The following is a 17,834-nucleotide window of genomic DNA, read 5'->3' on the forward strand; positions in this document are numbered from 1 at the left end:
GGAAAGGTGTTGTTGACCGCTGCGGCTGCATTTTCACCAACCGCATCCGGTTGTGGGAACAGCCGCAGTGGTCACAACACGAAATCAAGGTAGTTTTCCGGTGTGATGACCGCGAATTCCGCCTCCGGATAGGTCGCCGTCCAGTTGCGCGGCGCTGGTCCCACCCGCTTGGGCGACCATTTGCATTCGTAGCCGAACAGTTTGCCGTCGCGTTCCTCCACCAGGTCAATCTCCTGCTGGTCATACGTGCGCCAGAAGTAGATATTTGCGTAGATCGCGGCGTAGGTGCGGTGCTTCATGCGCTCCACAAAGACGAAGTTCTCCCACAACTGCCCCACATCGTTGCGTTGATCGAGGCGGTTGAACTGGGCGATGAGGGCGTTACGGATGCCGTTGTCGAAGAAATAATACTTTGCCTTGCTCGTCACTTCGCCGCGCAGGTTGCGACTGAAACCACCCACGCGTATGATGACGAACGCTTTCTCCAGCAGGTCGAGGTAACGCTGCACCGTGCGGACATCCACACTGAGCTGCGTCGCGAGTTCATTGAGTGACACTTCCTGCCCCACTTGAAAAGCCAACAGCTTGAGCAGGCTCAGCAGCGTGCGCGAGCTTTTGACCCGGTCCCACGCCAGGATATCCTTCAGCAGATAGGAGTTGGCGATTTCGGTGATGACCTCGATTCTGGCATTGTCTGTGGGAGCCACGATCACTTCCGGATAGCTGCCATAGACCAGGTAGTCCTCCAGGCGCTGGCGCAGCTCGAAGCGGTTGACCTGTGAATGCAGCAGCTCAGCTTGCGAAACGGGATACAGCGTCAGGGTGTGTTTGCGCCCGGTGAGCGGCTCGCCCACCTGGCCGGCCAGTTCGAACGAGGATGATCCGGTTGCCAGCACCCGGATACCCGGCGCCTGGTCCACGATGATCTTGAGGGCCATCCCGATGTTGGGAATTCCCTGGGCTTCATCAATGGCTAACAGCTCATAGCCTTCGACGTAGGCCAAGATCTGACTGAAGTCCTGTGAACTGAGGAGCTGCTGCGTGCGGATATTGTCGCCAGAGTCGAGCTTGTAGCGAAGCGTGGTCTGATTGAGAAAATTGCGAAGCAGCGTCGTTTTGCCGGCGCGACGAGGTCCGTAGATGAGCAACACCTTGTTCGGCTGCAAGAAACGATCGAGCGGTTCATATGCGCGTGCTATCATGGCGCCCATGATAGTTCAACTCCACAAATTTGGCAAAATTTATGGAGCTCGACTCCACAAATTTAGCAGAATTTATGGATTCCATCTCCATGAACTAAGGAGTTTCGGCGCGATCCTCGATCTCCCAGAGATGATCGAGCAGATGCCAGGCTACGCGGCGCACGAAGGTGGCCGGCGCCCAGAGGGCGCCCCCGCGCGGGCCTTGCGCCGGGATTTCGCCCCGCCCCGCCGCGGCCAGCGCGGCCAGGATTGCCCGGCGGGTGCGATCCAGCTCTGTGCCTGGATCGGCCGCTTCGCTGCGCTTGGTCTTCCAGGCCAGCCGGCCAAGATAGGCCGCGTCCGCGTCCAGCACGTGTTTGACCATCGTTTCCAGGTCGCGACCACCGCCGCGCGGACCTTTGCGCAGGGTCTTGCCCGCGGCATCCTGCAGCACAGCATCGAAGGCAGACCAGCAGGCCCGCAGAAGGGCCTGGGCGTTTTGAACATCAGTCGTGGTGAATGGACGGGCGTCGTCGGAAGGAGGGATGTTGGGCGCACCAAAATCGGTGGTGGCATTGCCGATCAGCCGTTCGATCACCACGAACCCCGACGGGTCGGCCGGCGGCTGAAACTCAACCTGCGCGGCGTGTAGAACACGCGCGTAGCGCGGGCCGTAATCGCACAGCGCTTGCAGCGCCGCGCGCTCATCACGGCCCAACCGACACCAGCCCGGCCACGTCAACGCGCCGGCAAAGATGACCTTCTGCCCAATCTCAAGGTACACGTGGATTGGATTGGCAGGTTCTTTCCCCGAGAGATATGGTGTGCCCCCCCCGCCCCCCGGCCCCCCCAACAGCCGGGGGGCTCCCCCTTGTTTTCCCCCCCCCGGGGGGTTTTTTTTTTTTTGCCCCCCCCCGGGGGGGGGGGGCCCCCTTTTGTTTTCCCCCCCCCCCCTTTTTTTTCCCCCCCCTGGGCCCCCGGCCGGGCGGGGGGGGGGGTGGGGCCCCCCCCCCCCCCCCCCCCGCTCCCTCCGCGGGGGTGATTCAAACCCCCCCCTCCCCCCCCTCCCCCCCCCCCCCCCCCCCCCCCCCCGCGGGGGGGGGGGGAGGGGGCCCCCCCGCTCCCGCCGGGCCCCCCCCCGGGCCGGGCGGGGGGGGGGGGGGGGGGCCGCGTCAATCGCCCTCTGACTCCTGCCTACGAACATGATCTAGTCCCTCGTGTGTATTAGACACAGCACGGACTAGATTTTACCACGCGCGACAAGCACAGGCAAACGATCCATGATCTGCTTCAGCGCGAGGCAATTCTCTGTCAGTGCGCCTTCGAGCAGCGCCAGGGCTTCATCCGCCGGCAGTCCATCGGGCCGGAAGGTCACCGACCACGTCAGCTCGGCCTGGTTCGGACCCAAATCACGCACGGCCATGCTCGTCAGGCAGTCGCCAAAGGGGGTGTCGGTCAGCAAGGCATAGCTCAACCGCAGGGCGGTCTCGTCCAGTGTTTCCAGGCGCTCGACAATCGTGCTGCCATCGGCGCTGGTCAGCGTGCGCAGCGCACCTACTCCTGCGCCCGCCACCGCGCAGTTGACAACCATTGGGAGATAGCGGCAGGAGGCGCCAAAGTCGCGGATCACTTGCCAAATGGCGTCCGCCGGGGCATGAATGATGATGATCTTGCTCAACGCCAGGGTCATTTGACAGCCTTGATATGAATGGGGAGAGAACGCTGGCAGAGGGGGCCAAACTGAGCGTGGACGGCAGCCGGGAGTGCTGCCGTCCACCCTGTCAGGTCATTATCTCCGTCTCATCAGTGGCAGATAAACCTTGCCGCTGACTGACGCCGGCGCCACGGTAATCGTGCCGCTCTGCCGTGTGAGATTGTTGCTGGCAAAGCTGGTAATGAAGTCGCGACCGTAGTGGTCGTTCAAACGGGCGCTGCCCAATGTCAGCGGCGAGGCGCCCACGGTTGCATTGCTGCGCAGCTTGAATTCGATGATCACCAGGTTGCCGCTGCCGCTGATCTCCTCATCATCACCCAGGGCGATGGTGAGCAGGCCGCTGCCGCTGTCGCGGAAGGCCACGCTGAAGTTGGTGGCGAGACCGGTCTTGGTGACGTTCACCACACTCTCGACCACGCGCGTGTCATAGGTGATCCCAAAGAGACCGCCGGCGATCTGGCTCAGACTATCCGCACCGAGGGTGATGAGGACATTCGCCCCTTGCTGCGCCTGGATGCTGCTGAGACGCACGTTGGAAGTCACTTGAATGCCGCTGGCGCTCTCGAGCGCGATGGGAACCGGCCAGGCGAGCCTCGCCGCATAGTAGAGGATCATGCTGGCGTCGGCGCTATCGAGGACGCCGTTGCCATTGACATCACCGGCGCGCAGCTCACGTGAAGTGGGTGTCCGGAAACCGGTGGCCAGCCGCAAGGCCAGGGCGGCATCTGCGGCGCGGATCACGCCGTCCCCATCCACGTCGCCCAGGGTGTAAGGCTCTGTCGCTGCTCCCACGGTGAAGAGACCATCTGTCAACCGCAGAGGCACATCTTGTCCTGGATTGGAGATATCCTGGATGCTGGAGCCGCCGATGTTGGTGATGAACTCCTTGAGGTTGAGCAGACTGGTATTGCCCGGCTGTCCCCTCACCCTGAAGGTCAACCAAAACAGCGAGCCGTTTCCATTCAACCGATCCGGGTTAAGGTTGATATAGGAAATGATCAGCCGTTTCGTGGGTGGATTGCCGGTATCATGTACGGCTTTCTCCCACTGATAGCTCTCCGTCAGCGCCGTGCGCGAAATCGCCACAGATTCGATGACGTCGCCGTTGAACTCCATCCAGATGTCGCTGGAGGTGATTGCCAGTCCGTCGGCGTTGCGAATGTTGACAGGCACGATCACGAGCTCGCCTGGCCGGCCAATCGTGTCGGGCACGTAGAGATCGAGCGAGCCAAAGGCGACGCAGCTCACGTTGGAAGTCATGACCACGACGCCGTTGCTGCGGCGCGCTTCCACCCGATAGCAGTAGGTGGTGTTGGGTATGAGGTTGTTACCGGCGTCGTGATCCGAGTCGAAGTAGACCGTATCGAGCCAGTGTTCGGCGATGGGCTGGAAGATGCCATTGGCGCCTTCCGCACGCAGGATGCGATAGTCGGTCACGGTGGGATCGTTGGTGACGTTCCAACCCAACTGCATGGCCCGGTTGCCGGAGTCAACCGCGAGTGTGATCGGCAGCAAGGACCCGACAGGCGTAGCCGTCGGCGTGCTGGTTGGCGTCCAGGTCGGCGCCTGCGTTGGCGTGCGCGTTGGCGTGCGCGTGGGCGTCCAGGTCAGCGCCTGCGTCGGCGTGCGCGTTGGTGTCCGGGTCGGCGTCCAGGTCAGCGCCTGCGTCGGTGTGCGCGTTGGCGTCCAGGTCGGCGCCTGTGTTGGCGTCCGGGTCGGCGTCCGGGTCGGCGTCCAGGTCAGAACCTGTGTGGGCGTCCGGGTTGGCGTGGGCGTGGCGGTCGGCGTCGGAGCCTCGACATCACCCCAAAAACCGCCCTGCAAGGTGTAACTACCGCCAAGCAGCGCGGCTGCGTCGGGTTGGCCGATCGTGCCCTGCAACGTGTAAGCGCCGCCTGTGCTTGTCCCGCCGCCGCCATCAACCGTCGCCCAGCTCAAGTCGAATCCGTTACCGGATTGGGCCAGGACCGCGCTCGTGATGATCAACATCAGAACAGGTGCAAAGAAAATGCGCAATCGTTTCATAGCGCCGCCTCTCATTGCGGGTTCACGAGCACCCAGATCAGCCCCGCCTTGCTTGCATCCAGGTTTTCCAGGGCCATGCCGATCGTGGGCGCGCTTTCGGCCAGCCGCACGCCGCCAACCTCGACGGTCTCGAGACCGCGGGCTGCACCGCTGCTATCAACGGCGAGTTTGTTGCCCACTGTTATTGCCGCGCCCAGGGCGCTGGCCTTGACCTGCACCGGGCCATAGATGATGATGTGTACGTAGTCGCCCGTCTGGGCGGCGCCCTGCCGCGGGACAAGTTGCGTGACCGTCGTTCCATCAGGCCCGACGATGCTCACCAGTTCACCGCGACCGTAGACCACTCCCACCACGGGAGCGCCGGCTTGGGTGGCCTGGCCCACTTCCATGAACATTGGCTGACCGATCGTGTCGCCAGGGCGGGTACCCTGAACGGCCACGATATCACCTGGCGCCAATGCTGTGGCGCCAGTGTTGATGCCAAACGTGGCGATGAGACAACCGGTGCAGGAAGTCGAGGAGATGGGGCCGTTGAAGAATCCGGCCCAATTCGAGGGAGACCAGACCACAACGCCATCTCTGACGGATCCTATCTCGATACCGGCTGTCGCCGCATTGGAGACAGAAACACCCGCGCTGCCCGCGCTCTCCACCCTGAGGCCGTAGGTCGTTGTTGAGTCCACCTGCACGCCGCGAGTGACCGATTGCACATGCAGACCATTGATGGCCGAACGCACTTGCACGCCGTCGTCGGCCGCCGATACGATGTCAATGCCATCGCCGCCCGCCTGCCATACCTCCAGGCCGGTGTCGCCTGCATTATCAATGAACACGCCGTCGGCGCCCGCATTGGTCACCCACAAGCCGTAATGCTCGGCATTGGCGATCTCGACACCGTTGTGCAGGGAATTATTGGGGGCACAGGTCGTGAGGGAGCCGGTGGCGCACACGAATAAACCATCCTGACCCGCGGTGTTCACGGAGAAGCCGCTGTTGACCGCCGCGTCCACCTGCACGCCGTTTCCGCCTGCCGACTGCACCTGCAGGCCGTTGTTGCCCGCGGAGCCTACCTGCAGGCCGTTATTGCCCGCAGCGTTCACGAACACCCCGGCGCCACCCGCCGATTGCACGTCCACGCCGATGAGGTTCGCCGAGTCCACCCGCAGGCCCGTATTGGCCGAGAGCACTCGAATGCCGTTCAGCGCGGAGTTGACCTGCACACCGTTCTCCGTGGCTGTCTGTACGAGAAAGCCGTTCCTGGCGTTGACCACAAACACGCCGAGGTCCGCATTGTCCACCTGCATGCCGGCTATGCTTCCCGTCCCCACATACACGCCGCGGACGGCCGAGTTCACGGTAATGCCAGGGCCAGTGCCGTTGTTCGTCAAATTCAAGATACCAGACGCGGCATTTTGCACTTGCCCCACACTGCCGACTATGACGGCGCCTGGCTGTAGACTGAGCGCATAGGGCGACGCGGTCAGCGACTGCCGCGGCGAGAGCGTCGTGAAGCCGCCGACCCCGCTGGGACAACGCACAGCGATCTCCAACCAGCGAGCCTGGCCGTCGAACGCGCTGACGCCGAAATCGAGCTCACTTGCGAAGCGGCCCTGGCTCACGGGCTGCCCGTTGCGTGCTTGCGTCGCGCCGATCTGCGCGCCCCCGGCCGCCGCGCTAAACAGTTTGAACTGGAAATCGCAACTACCGCTGAACGGGGCGCTGTTCTGCTGTAATGAACCCTGGTAGGTGAAACTGCCGCTGACATCAACGGCTGGCGCCAGGACCGCGCCAGGCTGTTCTTCCTGCGCCCGGGCCTGGCTGTCGGGCAACTGCACGGCCAGGCCGGCCAACAGGATGACGCCCACCGCAACAAACAAGACGGTCAACAGATGCTTTCGAATCATGGAACTCTTTACCTTTCATACGTTGCGGGGAGTTGCGGGGAGTTGCGGGGATTGGTTGATTGAGGACAGTATCATCTTACGCTCATTCCCCGCGCAGCGATAGACATGAATCAATCTTCTTTTGGGGCAGTTTCGCTACAATAAATTGTAATTACTGGAATCTTCGGGTGATGCGGTGCGGGGCAATCTGCCTCATTATCAATAATGGGCGCCTTGTGCTAGAATGCGCCCATGCGCTACTTCAACACCCACGGGCCAGTCAACGTCCAGGAACACTATGTGGTGTCGCGCCGGGCATTGGTCGAAGAGTTGACGGCCCAGATCGAACAGGGCAAGTTTTTTACCATCTACGCGCCGCGGCAGATGGGCAAGACGACGCTGCTGCGCGCACTAGACGATGCATTGGACGCCCGTCCCGATTTCCTTGCCATTGCACTGAGCTTCGAAGCGTATGAAAGCTGGCCGTTAAGCGATTTTTGGGCCGATTTCAGCGAACGAATGGCGTATCAACTGAGCACTGCATTGCCCGGCAAGAATCATCCGAACAGCGAGGCCATCAATGCGCTGCTTGCCGGACAATTGGCAGTGGATGAACGCAGTTTCCAACGCTTTTTCCGCCAGCTTCATCAACTGGCGCCAACTCTCAAAGTGGTGTTGATTATTGACGAGTTCGATGCCACACCGCAGGATGTGCTCTCGCCGCTCTTGCAAACCTGGCGCACCATGTACTTGGACCGACAGCCGCCTCACAGCCTGCATAGCGTCGTACTGGTTGGCATTCAGAATATCGCCCGCCTGAACTTTGGCCGCAGCTCGCCCTTCAACATCGCCTACCAACATCGCCTGGAAGACTTCTCGCCGGACGAGGTGCGTGATTTATTGGGGCAATATACAACTGAAACCGGGCAGCCCTTTGCCGCCGGTGTGATCGAGAAACTGGTTGAGCAGACAGCGGGTCAGCCTTTCCTGGTCAACCGCGCCGCCGCGATCCTCACGCAAGAGGTGGTGAAAGAGCGCACGCGACCGATCACGATGACTGATTTGCGTGTTGCCCTGCAGAAGCTGACGCGTGAGAGCAATTACAACTTCGAGACTGTCATCCGCCGCGCGGCCGAATATGAAGAAGATGTGGTGCGCATTCTCTTTGGCGCCGATTATCCTTTTCGCCTCAATGATCCGCTCGTCAATTCACTGCATCTTTTTGGCATTATCAAAGAGGCGCCAGCACAACTTTGCCGGATTGCCAACCCGATCTACAAACAGGTGCTCATTGATGCCTTCCAACCACGCCAGGCGGGACTCCAGGGGGCGATGCTGGTCAATGGCTATGACTTCCGCCCCTATGTGGTGAATAACCATTTGCAGATGGATGCGATCCTCGCCCGCTTCCGCGAGTTCATCGAACGGCGCGGGCGCGAAGCCTTCAAGGTGACGCCCATGCCGCACGAAGCCACCGGGCAATATCTGCTCATGGCCTATCTCGACATCGTGGTCCGCCAGATCGGCGCGGCGCACTTCACTGAAATCAACAGCGGTGAAGGACGGCTGGATTTGATTGTGGTGCATCAGGGACGTCGGACGATCATCGAGACCAAAATCTGGCGTGGGCAGGCGCTCTATGAAGAAGGGTTGACCCAACTGGCCGATTACCTGGCGAGTGAGGGGCAAACGACGGGCTATTACGTGCTCTTTCACGCCCGCCCCACCGTCTATGGCAGATTACCCGACGATGCGCTGGAGTACACCACGCAGGTCGCCGGCAGGACGATCCATGTCTACCTGGTGCGCTTGGGGCATCTCTTTGCCGATGAACAGGTTGCGAGCTAAGAGCCAGGAGCGGAAGCCGTCGGCGTTTATTCCAGCGACTCGCCCAGCGCGGCCCAGCCCTGGCGCAGAGCGTAGAGCGCAGCCTGGGTGCGGTTAGTCACGTGCAGTTTCGCGTAGATGGTGCGCAGCCGATTGGCCACGGTGTAAACGGAGAAGTTGAGCAACTGGGCGATCTCATGGTTGTCCACACCCTTGGCTACCAGGCGCAGGACGACCATCTCGCTCTCCGTCAACGGCTCGACGTGCGGCAGTTTCGGCATCGCCAGGTGAAGTTCGCTCAACACACGGGCGGCGCTGATGGGGTCAATGAGGTAGTCGCCCCGATGCACGGCCTCGATGGCCTCGATCAGGTCGCGGGCGTCCACGGTCTTGAGCAGATAGCCGCGGGCGCCGGCGCGGATGGCGTCGAGCATGTACTGCTCCTGGCGATACATGGTCAGCGCGATGATGCGAGCCGCGGGGGTCTCAGCTATGATCTGGCGGATAGCCTCCACGCCATCCATGTCGGGCATGATGATGTCCATCAGGATCACGTCCGGCCGCGTCATGCATGCGAACGTCACCGCCTGCGCACCATCTTCGGCTTCGGCGACCACGGCGAACCCGCCCATCCCTTCGCAGAGCTGGCACAAGCCCTGGCGCACCAGGGTGTGGTCGTCGGCAATCAGAAGCCTAATCGGCGGCATGGTGACCCTTCTGGGCGATCGGTGGCAGGGTAATGACCAACTCCGCGCCCAGGCCGCGCGCGCTGTGAACGTCCAACGTGCCGTCGAAGTCCAGGATGCGCTCGCGCATCTGGCGCAGCCCAAAATGGCCGGAATGATCGGCCGGGCCGCGCTGGCTGGGGTCGAAGCCGCGGCCATTGTCACACACCGAGACGACCACGCCACCGGCGGCATCCACCGTCACGCACACCAACGCCGAGCTGGCACGGGCGTGCTGGCCGATATTGTTCAAGCCTTCCTGGATGATGCGGAAAATGGGTAGTTCGTAGACCGCGGGCAGGGTGTCCTGCGGTCCGGATATCTCGAGCCGGGCCGCCAGTTGGTTCTGGTCGCCAAAGTCATCTACCAGTTGTGTCAACGCCGGGAAGAATCCCAGCGCGTCCCAATCCAACGGGCGTAGGGCGAAGATGACGCGCCGGATGTCCACGATGGCCGCGGTGAGCACGGTATGCAGTTCGTCCAGCGCGTCGCGCATACCCGGGGGAGCCGCATCGGCCAGGTGCGACCACAGCGCCGACTTGAAGCGCAGTCCGGCCAGGTTTTGCGCCACGCCGTCGTGAATCTCGTGAGCGATGCGGCGGCGTTCGGCCTCGATGGCTTCGGCCTCGCTCCGACGCTGTTTTTCGGCGCTAATGTCTTCGACAGTGACGATCATGCGGCTGTCATCGGTCGGATCGGGCGCAGCGATGACACGCCCGGGAAAGCGCGTGTCATCCCGGCGCTGGCCGGCAATCTCGGCCGTCACCGTTTGGCCTTGCCGCACCCGCTGCACAAGGGTCAAGACGGCCGACCTGGCATCGTCGGGCGCCAGGTTGCCCACAGGCATGCCCACCATCTCGGCGGACGTATAGCCGTAGGCCAACTCTGCCCGCCGGTTGACCTCGATGATGGTCACCGGGGCCATGGTCAGGTCAGTCACCAGGATACAGATCGGCATGTGATCGAACAGGTGACGGTAGCGTTGCTCGCCGGCCTGGCTCGCGCTGTCAAAATGGCTGGTCTCCAAGCTACACCAATTCCTTGAAGCCCTCTGGAGCTGCTCCGCGATCCGCAATTTCCTGTCCGCTGTCGCGCTCAACCATGTTTGATTTCCCGGAGCGATCCCCCTGCGTTGCCGCGGCCGGAGCGGCTCGCTCTACCAGGGCCGCGGCTACGGCCAGGCCAATGTACAGCCACAAGAGGCTGCTCATGTGCGGATAGGTCAGGTTGAACAGATAGTGATCGAGGGTGGCGGCCGCGAGCGCGCCGGCCAGCGCGCCGCCCAGGCCCAGCAGCACGGCATCGCGCCCGACCGCCAGGCCGCCGCGCCAGGTGCGCCAGAGGAAGGCAAAAAAGCCCGCGAGCACGGTCAGGAACACCAGGAGCCCGGAGAGTCCCATCTCTTCGGCCATCAGCAGATAGGCGCTGCTCACGCCGATGTAAAGATCAATGTCAGGCGTGCCGCTGAAGCCGACGCCAAACCACGGATAGCGGCCGATGAGCAAGAGCGCGTCCTTGTATTCGCCAAAACGCATCTGCGTCGCCAGGTCTTCGCCGCGCAGGCCGGCCAGCAGACGGGCGACGTAAGCCTCGGTTTGCGGCAAGAGCAGCAGCAGGACCGCGCCCAGCAGCCCCAGCCAGAGCAGGCGGCGGTATTTCAGGCTGGCCAGGATGAAGAGCGAGATGCCCAGGCCCATCAGCGCGGAGCGCGAGTAGGTCAGATAGAGCGCCAGCACCTGCACCAGGAAAATAACGCTGGTCCAGAAGCGCGGCAGCAGCGGCGAACGGCTGAAGAACTGCGGCGCGGTCAGCCCGGCGGCCAGGATCATCATGCCGCCCAGCACATTGGGGTCCACGGCCAGGCCGATGGCGCGCATGGGGTTGTTCGGGTCGTCCTCGATGTAGCGCAGCGCGCCGTAGCCGCCGGGGTATTTCAGGCGCGCCAACGCATCCAGAATACGCACAGTCCAAACGTCGGGGATAACGTAGAAGATGATGGCGATCAGCGCGCACAGGCCGCCGCCGATGATCAGGACACGGGTCAGCCAGTCCACATCCTGACGGGTGCGAATCTCATTGACGGACACAAAAAAGAGGGCAATGCTGATCACCACTTCGATGAACTGGCGCAGGACTTGTTGCGTGGGCCGGGCGTGCGTGCTGCCCAACACGAAGGTAAACATCGCCAGGGCCATGAAGAGCAGCACCAGGCCGCCCAACGGCGAAAAGACAAAGGTGCGATCCTGCCCGGTGGCGATGCGCACCAGCCAGACGAAGAAGAGCGCCAGCAGGGCCGCATCGAGAAAGGTGGGCGTGAAGCCGAGTTTGAAGGGGAAGGCGGCAAAGGGCAAAATCCAGATGACCGCGGCGAGGAGGATGAAGCCCCAACGCGTGCTGCGCAAGACCAGGTAGGCCGCGGCCAGCCCCAGCGCGCCGGCGATGGCGTAGGTTGGCCCTAACAGCGCCACGTAGAGGCCGAGCAAGAGCGCGGCCGCGACGATTAGCAGCCACAGGGTACGGCGCGCCGCGCGGGAATCACCCTCCACCAGGGTCGTGGACAGGTGCTGCCAATGCCAACGTGGCGTCGTTTTGGCGTCCAGGTGAGAGGCACGCGCGCTCATACCACATGCACCTTCATCACGTCGGTGGCGCCAGGCTGACTGCCCACACTGCCGGCCGTGACCACCACGGTATCACCGAGACTGACGAAGCCCTGGTGCTGCGCCGTGCGGATGGCGCCGGCAAGCATGCGGTCAGTGGTGGTCTCGCGCTCGGCCAGCAAGGGATAGATGCCCCACGAGAGCATGAGCTGGCGCTGTGTCTGCGCGCTGGGCGTTACCGCGATGATCGGCGTCTGTGGCCGAAACCGCGCAACCAGCCGCGCCGTGCTGCCAGAGGCGGTCGGGGTGATGATCGCCCTGGCCCGGAGGTCGCGTGCGGTTTCGCAAGAGGCATGGGCCACGGCCTGCGCGACGGTTACTTTGGCCTCCGGCGCGTCAGTGAAGCGCACGCCCCAGGCCATGGCCCGTTCAGCCTGCTGAATGATGTGCGCCATCGTCTGCACGGCCGCGACCGGGTATTGACCGCTGGCCGTCTCGCCGCTAAGCATGACCGCGTCGGTGCCATCGAAAACAGCATTAGCCACGTCCGAGGCTTCGGCGCGGGTCGGGCGTGGGTTGCGGATCATCGAGTCGAGCATCTGCGTGGCGGTGATGACCGGCTTGCCAGCCTGATTGCACAGGCGAATGATGCGCTTTTGGATGACCGGCACCTCTTCGGTCAACATTTCGATGCCCAGGTCGCCACGCGCCACCATGATGCCATCGGCGTCGGCGATGATTTCCTCGATGGCGATGACCGCCTGGGGCTTCTCGATCTTGGCAATCACCAGCGCCGGTTGATCGAACGGATTGGCGGCTCGAACAAGCGCCTTCAGTTCCCGTACTTCCGCGGCGCTGCGCACGAAGGAGAGCGCAATCCAGTCCACGCCCTGGTTGAGGGCAAAGGCCAGATCGGCGCGGTCCTTGTCGGTGATGGCCGGAATGCTGAGGGAGGCATCCGGCAGATTCATACCTTTCTTGGAGGTCAGCAGGCCGCCGGTCAGCACCTGGCAGGTGATCTCCGGGCCGGAGATGCTGCGCACCTCCAGTTCCAGCAGGCCGTCATCGAGCAGGATGCGCTCGCCCCGACGCACGACGCGGGGCAGTTCTGTATATTGGATCGGCACCAACCCCGGTTGCCCCGTCAACGGCGCGGTGGTGAGCACCACCGTCTTGCCCGCTTCCAGCACAAGGCCGGCGCCCATGTCCCCCACCCGCAGCTTGGGGCCTTGCAGGTCGGCCAACAGGGCCACCGGCTTTGCGGCCGCCAACGCAGCCGCGCGCACGCGGGCGATGATGTCCGCGTGCGCGGGGTGATCGCCATGCGAAAAATTGATGCGCGCCACGTCCATGCCCGCGGCGATCAGATGGCTCAACACGGCTGGCTCGCGGCTGGCCGGGCCAATGGTGCAGATGATCTTGGTGCGCAAACGGATCTGGTTCATTGGGCAATCATCTCTCGTGTCGGTTCAAGAGCGGTATCATCCAGGGTGAGCAGCGACGGTTCTATATGTGGGAGCGGTGGGGGCGGCGGGAACGGCGATGCGGCGGCCTCGGTGGCAGCTTCGATCGCCGCTCTGATGGTGCGCGTGACCGCTTTGACGACCCGCGGCAAGGGGCGTTCACTGTGGCGCTGGGCAAAATGGGCCAACGCTGTCTGCAGGTCAATGTCCACGCCGTAGCGTTCGTGCAGGCGATCGCGGTGGTAGGAGATCCACAGGTACAGGTCGGCCTCGCTGCGCTTGGGAAAATCTGTGAGAATGTCACTGTCACGAATGATCTGCACGTTCGGCAGGTAAACATGGTCGTACCAGCTCGCCACCGCCTCGCCGTAGGGAATGTCACGCTTTTGTTCCAGACCCAGGTAATACTGATGCACATGGATGTGCTCCAGCAACTGCTGGTAGCGCCCCGGCTCGGTCAACTCGATCAGCGCACCAGGGCGGATGTCGTGCAGCTGCGTCTGATCGAGGAAGTGCGCATATTCGATCTTGATGATCATCTCATCGGGCTGCACAGCGGACGTCAGCTCGATCGGCACATCAATGACCGTAACCCATGCCTCGATGTGACTCAGGCCGTTGGCCCGCGCGACGGAGATTCGGTGATTGCCATCGCGCACAAAGTAGACCTCGGCCAGTTGATAGACCTCGATGGGCGGCAGGTCCTCCAGGCGGTTGAGGGCCATGTCGAGCCGCTTCCAGCGTTCGGCATTGGCGCCCCCCAGGGGCAAGAAGTAGCGGTCGAAGTCGCGGTAACGTCCCACACTGCCGACGATGCGGTCGAGCCGGATCATCTGCGTTTCGGGCATCTTGATCTGCCCGCGGGCCAGTAGCAGTTCCTTCACTTCATCGTAAGACAGGAGGCGCTGTGACTTGCCCGTCAGCGAGTTGAGGATCTGCCTGACAAGCGCCTGGCTCTGCACGCGATTGAAGCGTTCGAACGCGGCCGTGGGAGAATAAATTGCACTGCTTTTCATGAAATCAGCCTGTCTCGAAACCGGTTCATTGAGGAGTCGGTTCATCAAAAGAGTTTAGCACACATCAGGATGGTTGTCTAGCTCGCCGCCCGATTCACACGGCGAACGGATCCGCCGCATTGTCCATGAGTTGATCCAGGATGCGCAGCTCGCGGTGCTGGATGGTCTGCAAAAAATAATCGGCGCCCTGCATGTGTTTGAACGCGGCAAAACCCTGTTCGAGAAAGTCCTGCAGCTCGATCCAGCCGGCGCGGTGGGCGGGGCCGTGCGCCAGGCGTAAGGTCGGGCCAATGAGGAGCATCCGCGTGAGGCGATCAATGCCGCGGCCCACCTCACCGATCAGATCGATCTGATGGCGACGCACGTCCAGGTTGTCGCACAGTTGGTAGCCCTGGGCGTACTGCTGCGGGGTCAAGGTGTCAGTAACGCCCACCTGAGTGGTCAACACAGTCAGCAGTTGGGCATCCAGATCGCGCGTCAGATTGTTCAGCTCGATAGTCAGGGTCAAGGTGTGCAGCAGACGCTCCGGCAAGAAGCGCAGCATGAATTGATACATGCGCTCCACGTCGTGGTCGCGCTGGCTGAAATCGTGCGGGGCGTAGACATGATCCAAAAAGAAGCGACAGCCCGGACCGTAGCGCTCGCTGCTGAGCAGGTCGGCGTAGGCGCCTGCCAGGCGCTGCGCTTGCCAGGCGCGAAAGAACAGCTCCGCAGGCGACAGCGCGTTCCCGGCCAGGGGCTTGTGGACGGACTGCTGGTGGCGCTGCAACTGCGCCAGCAAACGGGCAGCATCGGTTGGCTTAGGTGCTTGATTCATGCGATCACCTCGTTGACTAATTATACAAAACAAGGGGCCGATGAGACAAAAGTCGCTGCCTGACGCGTAGGCCTTGCCTATACTTGTGCATGCAAGCACAAACGAGGCTGGTTCGAGATGAAATCTTCTGTGAGATTGCCAAAAGAGGATGACCTGCCACTCCCCAGGGTCATCGAAGAGAAATGTACCGGTTGCGGCCGTTGCATCGAAGCCTGCCCCACCAATGCCCTGGCCCGGGTGGGTGAGGTGGCGTGCCTGGTGCGACCCGATGCCTGTACTTACTGTACCATCTGTCAGGATCTGTGTCCAGAAAACGCCATCGAACTGCCATTTGTCATCGTTTTTGTTTGAGTGTCTTATGCGGATGGGCGTTTGTGTCACGAGGTCCGTGCAGCCCGTAGCCTGCACGCCCACGCGACGACGCCCTGAGTTCCAAAACCTATCTCGTAAGTGTCTGTTTTCGGAAAGGAGGACGAAAGTCCAATGAAGCGTATGGCGATCAAGCGCACCGTGTTCCTTGTCCTGCTCATCACCCTGCTCACGCTGACCGGCTGTAACCGGGCGCAGCAAACACCCACCCCACAGGCGGCCCTGCCAGCCGACGGCGGCCTGCCACAAAGCGCAGCGGCCATCGCCGCCGAGCGCGGCCTGACACCCGATGACGTTACCGCGGCCCTGAAGACCTATGTACCGACCGGCAAGTACGATGACTATGTCATGTTTGCCTCTGGCGGGCACGGTGGTCAGATCCTGGTCATCGGCCTGCCCTCCATGCGTATCTTGAAGATCATCGGCGTCTTCACGCCCGAACCGTGGCAAGGCTGGGGTTATGGCTCGATCGAATCGGAAGCGGTGCTGGACGGCGGTAATGTCGGTCCCAACAAGATTCGTTGGGGCGACACGCACCATCCGGCCCTCAGTGAAACCGCGGCCGAATACGACGGCAATTTCCTCTTCATCAATGACAAGGCCAATGCGCGCGTGGCCGTGATTGACCTGCGCGACTTCGAGACCAAGCAAATCATCAAGAACCCCAACGCTATCAACGATCACGGCGGCAGCTTCGTCACGCCGAACACCGAGTACGTCGTCGAAGGCCCGCAGTATGCGGCGCCGATTGGCTTCGGCTATGCTTCGATTGACGAGTACAAGGATGAGTATCGCGGCCTGATTTCGTTCTGGAAGTTCGATAAGGAAAAGGGACGCATTGACATGGCCGCCTCCTTCCAGATCGAGCTGCCGCCCTACTGGCAGGACCTGTGCGACGCCGGCAAGCTGGAGAGCGATGGCTGGGTCTTCTGCAACTCGTTCAACACCGAGATGGCGACCGGCGCCGGGCCGGACGGTGCGAATCCGCAGTTCGAGGCCGGGGTGTCCAAGAATGACATGGACTACCTGCACATCATCAATTGGAAGAAGGCCGAAGAGGTCTACAAGGCCGGCAAGTTCGAAACCATCAATGGCATTGCCGTGATCCGCATGCAGACCGCCATTGACGAAGGGCTGCTCTACTTCGCACCAGAACCGAAGAGCCCGCACGGCGTGGATGTGACACCGAGGGGCGATTACATCACCATCGGCGGCAAGCTCGACCCGCACGTCAGCATCTACAGCATTGCAAAGATCAAGGCTGCCATCGCCGCGGGCACGACCGAAAAGGATGCCTACGGCGTGCCGGTGCTGAAGTTCGACGATGTCCTGCAGGCGCAGGTGGAATTGGGCCTCGGCCCGCTGCACACCGTCTATGACGACCAGGGCTATGCCTACACCAGCCTGTTCCTGGACAGCGCCGTCGCGCGCTGGAGCCTGGGCGAGCCGTACCGCACGGACGGCTGGAAGCTGGAAGGCAAGCTGCCGGTGCATTACAACATCGGCCACATCGCCTCGGCCGAAGGCGACACCGCCTCACCGGATGGCAAATACGTGGTGGCGCTCAACAAGTGGTCGGTAGATCGCTTCGTCAACGTCGGCCCCCTGCTGCCGCAAAACTTCCAGCTCGTGGACATCAGCCAGCCCGGCGACAAGATGCAACTGCTGTACGACATGGCGGTTGGCGAGGCTGAGCCGCACTACGCGCAGATCATCAAGGCCGACAAACTGCACGCCTGGGAAGTCTACCCTGAGGTGGGCTTCAACACGATCACCATGGCCAAGGATGAAAACGCCGTTGAGTCCGGTCAGGAGCGTGTCGTGCGCAATGGCAACCAGGTCGAAATCTGGATGACCGTGGTGCGCAGTCACTACACGCCAGACCGCATCGAGTTGCAGAAGGGCGACCATGTGATCTGGCACCTGACCAACGTCGAACGCGCGCGCGATGCCACGCACGGCTTCGCCCTCTCCGGTTACAACATCAACCTGAGCCTGGAGCCTGGTGAGGCCACGACCATCGAGTTCGATGCGAACCTGCCTGGCACCTTCACCTGGTACTGCACCGAGTTCTGCTCGGCGCTGCACCTGGAGATGTTGGGCTACATGCTCATCAAGCCGTAACGTCACGCATTGCGACTGCCCTGCTGCGTGATGCGGTTGCCGCCGCATCACGCAGCCCCCCGCCCGACGCCATGTCGAATAGTGAAATTC

General features: G+C 62.2%; 14 protein-coding genes. 3 read left to right on the forward strand and 11 right to left on the reverse strand.

What is annotated here, in order from left to right; genetic code table 11:
- Positions 1–71: 71 nt before the first annotated feature.
- The 5 genes from IPF85_RS02260 to IPF85_RS02280 form a co-directional block, all read right to left on the reverse strand.
- On the reverse strand, positions 72–1,211 hold the full coding sequence (locus IPF85_RS02260) for an ATP-binding protein (protein ID WP_343406439.1): 1,140 nt from the start codon (positions 1,209–1,211) through the stop codon (positions 72–74).
- Positions 1,212–1,296: 85 nt separating this feature from the next.
- A complete protein-coding gene (locus IPF85_RS02265) occupies positions 1,297–1,965 on the reverse strand; it encodes a hypothetical protein (RefSeq protein ID WP_343406440.1) in 669 nt (222 codons plus the stop codon).
- Between the two features lie 456 nt (positions 1,966–2,421).
- On the reverse strand, positions 2,422–2,871 hold the full coding sequence (locus IPF85_RS02270; protein ID WP_343406441.1) for an SRPBCC family protein: 450 nt from the start codon (positions 2,869–2,871) through the stop codon (positions 2,422–2,424).
- Positions 2,872–2,970: 99 nt separating this feature from the next.
- On the reverse strand, positions 2,971–4,920 hold the full coding sequence (locus IPF85_RS02275) for a cohesin domain-containing protein (RefSeq protein WP_343406442.1): 1,950 nt from the start codon (positions 4,918–4,920) through the stop codon (positions 2,971–2,973).
- A gap of 11 nt (positions 4,921–4,931) precedes the next feature.
- Positions 4,932–6,824, reverse strand: a complete 1,893-nt coding sequence (locus IPF85_RS02280) for a hypothetical protein (RefSeq protein WP_343406443.1) — start codon at positions 6,822–6,824, stop codon at positions 4,932–4,934.
- A gap of 231 nt (positions 6,825–7,055) precedes the next feature.
- Here IPF85_RS02280 and IPF85_RS02285 point away from each other — a divergent pair, with 231 nt between their 5' ends.
- Positions 7,056–8,651 (forward strand): AAA-like domain-containing protein, encoded by a 1,596-nt coding sequence (locus tag IPF85_RS02285; RefSeq protein WP_343406444.1) that lies wholly within the window; start codon positions 7,056–7,058, stop codon positions 8,649–8,651.
- Positions 8,652–8,677: 26 nt separating this feature from the next.
- Here the strand turns inward: IPF85_RS02285 and IPF85_RS02290 are convergent, their stop codons facing one another.
- From IPF85_RS02290 to IPF85_RS02315, 6 genes are all read right to left on the reverse strand, one after another.
- Positions 8,678–9,337 (reverse strand): response regulator transcription factor, encoded by a 660-nt coding sequence (locus IPF85_RS02290; RefSeq protein WP_343406445.1) that lies wholly within the window; start codon positions 9,335–9,337, stop codon positions 8,678–8,680.
- Positions 9,324–10,382: a PAS domain-containing sensor histidine kinase gene (locus IPF85_RS02295; RefSeq protein WP_343406446.1), complete on the reverse strand. Its 1,059-nt coding sequence runs from the start codon at positions 10,380–10,382 to the stop codon at positions 9,324–9,326. The genes IPF85_RS02290 and IPF85_RS02295 overlap by 14 nt, the downstream gene beginning before the upstream one ends.
- A gap of 1 nt (position 10,383) precedes the next feature.
- Positions 10,384–11,976, reverse strand: a complete 1,593-nt coding sequence (locus IPF85_RS02300; RefSeq protein ID WP_343406447.1) for an O-antigen ligase family protein — start codon at positions 11,974–11,976, stop codon at positions 10,384–10,386.
- Positions 11,973–13,400, reverse strand: a complete 1,428-nt coding sequence (pyk, locus tag IPF85_RS02305; protein WP_343406448.1) for a pyruvate kinase — start codon at positions 13,398–13,400, stop codon at positions 11,973–11,975. The genes IPF85_RS02300 and pyk overlap by 4 nt, the downstream gene beginning before the upstream one ends.
- The gene (locus tag IPF85_RS02310) at positions 13,397–14,434 is read right to left on the reverse strand and encodes a hypothetical protein (RefSeq protein ID WP_343406449.1); all 1,038 of its coding nucleotides are present in this window, start codon (positions 14,432–14,434) and stop codon (positions 13,397–13,399) included. The genes pyk and IPF85_RS02310 overlap by 4 nt, the downstream gene beginning before the upstream one ends.
- A 94-nt stretch (positions 14,435–14,528) precedes the next feature.
- A complete protein-coding gene (locus tag IPF85_RS02315; protein ID WP_343406450.1) occupies positions 14,529–15,251 on the reverse strand; it encodes a hypothetical protein in 723 nt (240 codons plus the stop codon).
- A 117-nt stretch (positions 15,252–15,368) separates the two neighbouring features.
- Between IPF85_RS02315 and IPF85_RS02320 the strand changes: the two genes are divergently transcribed.
- Both IPF85_RS02320 and nosZ read left to right on the forward strand, forming a co-directional pair.
- On the forward strand, positions 15,369–15,602 hold the full coding sequence (locus IPF85_RS02320; protein ID WP_343406451.1) for a 4Fe-4S binding protein: 234 nt from the start codon (positions 15,369–15,371) through the stop codon (positions 15,600–15,602).
- Between the two features lie 132 nt (positions 15,603–15,734).
- The gene (gene nosZ, locus IPF85_RS02325; protein ID WP_343406452.1) at positions 15,735–17,744 is read left to right on the forward strand and encodes a Sec-dependent nitrous-oxide reductase; all 2,010 of its coding nucleotides are present in this window, start codon (positions 15,735–15,737) and stop codon (positions 17,742–17,744) included.
- Positions 17,745–17,834 lie beyond the last annotated feature (90 nt).

Source organism: Candidatus Amarolinea dominans (assembly GCF_016704685.1).
Taxonomy (GTDB): Bacteria; Chloroflexota; Anaerolineae; order SSC4; family Amarolineaceae; genus Amarolinea; species Amarolinea dominans.

Coding starts and splice junctions, on each gene's coding strand:
- IPF85_RS02260 (WP_343406439.1), bottom strand. CDS start 1,211: ATGGGCGCCATGATAGCACGCGCATATGAACCGCTCGATCGTTTCTTG.
- IPF85_RS02270 (WP_343406441.1), bottom strand. CDS start 2,871: ATGACCCTGGCGTTGAGCAAGATCATCATCATTCATGCCCCGGCGGAC.
- IPF85_RS02275 (WP_343406442.1), bottom strand. CDS start 4,920: ATGAAACGATTGCGCATTTTCTTTGCACCTGTTCTGATGTTGATCATC.
- IPF85_RS02280 (WP_343406443.1), bottom strand. CDS start 6,824: ATGATTCGAAAGCATCTGTTGACCGTCTTGTTTGTTGCGGTGGGCGTC.
- IPF85_RS02285 (WP_343406444.1), top strand. CDS start 7,056: ATGCGCTACTTCAACACCCACGGGCCAGTCAACGTCCAGGAACACTAT.
- IPF85_RS02290 (WP_343406445.1), bottom strand. CDS start 9,337: ATGCCGCCGATTAGGCTTCTGATTGCCGACGACCACACCCTGGTGCGC.
- IPF85_RS02300 (WP_343406447.1), bottom strand. CDS start 11,976: ATGAGCGCGCGTGCCTCTCACCTGGACGCCAAAACGACGCCACGTTGG.
- pyk (WP_343406448.1), bottom strand. CDS start 13,400: ATGAACCAGATCCGTTTGCGCACCAAGATCATCTGCACCATTGGCCCG.
- IPF85_RS02310 (WP_343406449.1), bottom strand. CDS start 14,434: ATGAAAAGCAGTGCAATTTATTCTCCCACGGCCGCGTTCGAACGCTTC.
- IPF85_RS02315 (WP_343406450.1), bottom strand. CDS start 15,251: ATGAATCAAGCACCTAAGCCAACCGATGCTGCCCGTTTGCTGGCGCAG.
- IPF85_RS02320 (WP_343406451.1), top strand. CDS start 15,369: ATGAAATCTTCTGTGAGATTGCCAAAAGAGGATGACCTGCCACTCCCC.
- nosZ (WP_343406452.1), top strand. CDS start 15,735: ATGAAGCGTATGGCGATCAAGCGCACCGTGTTCCTTGTCCTGCTCATC.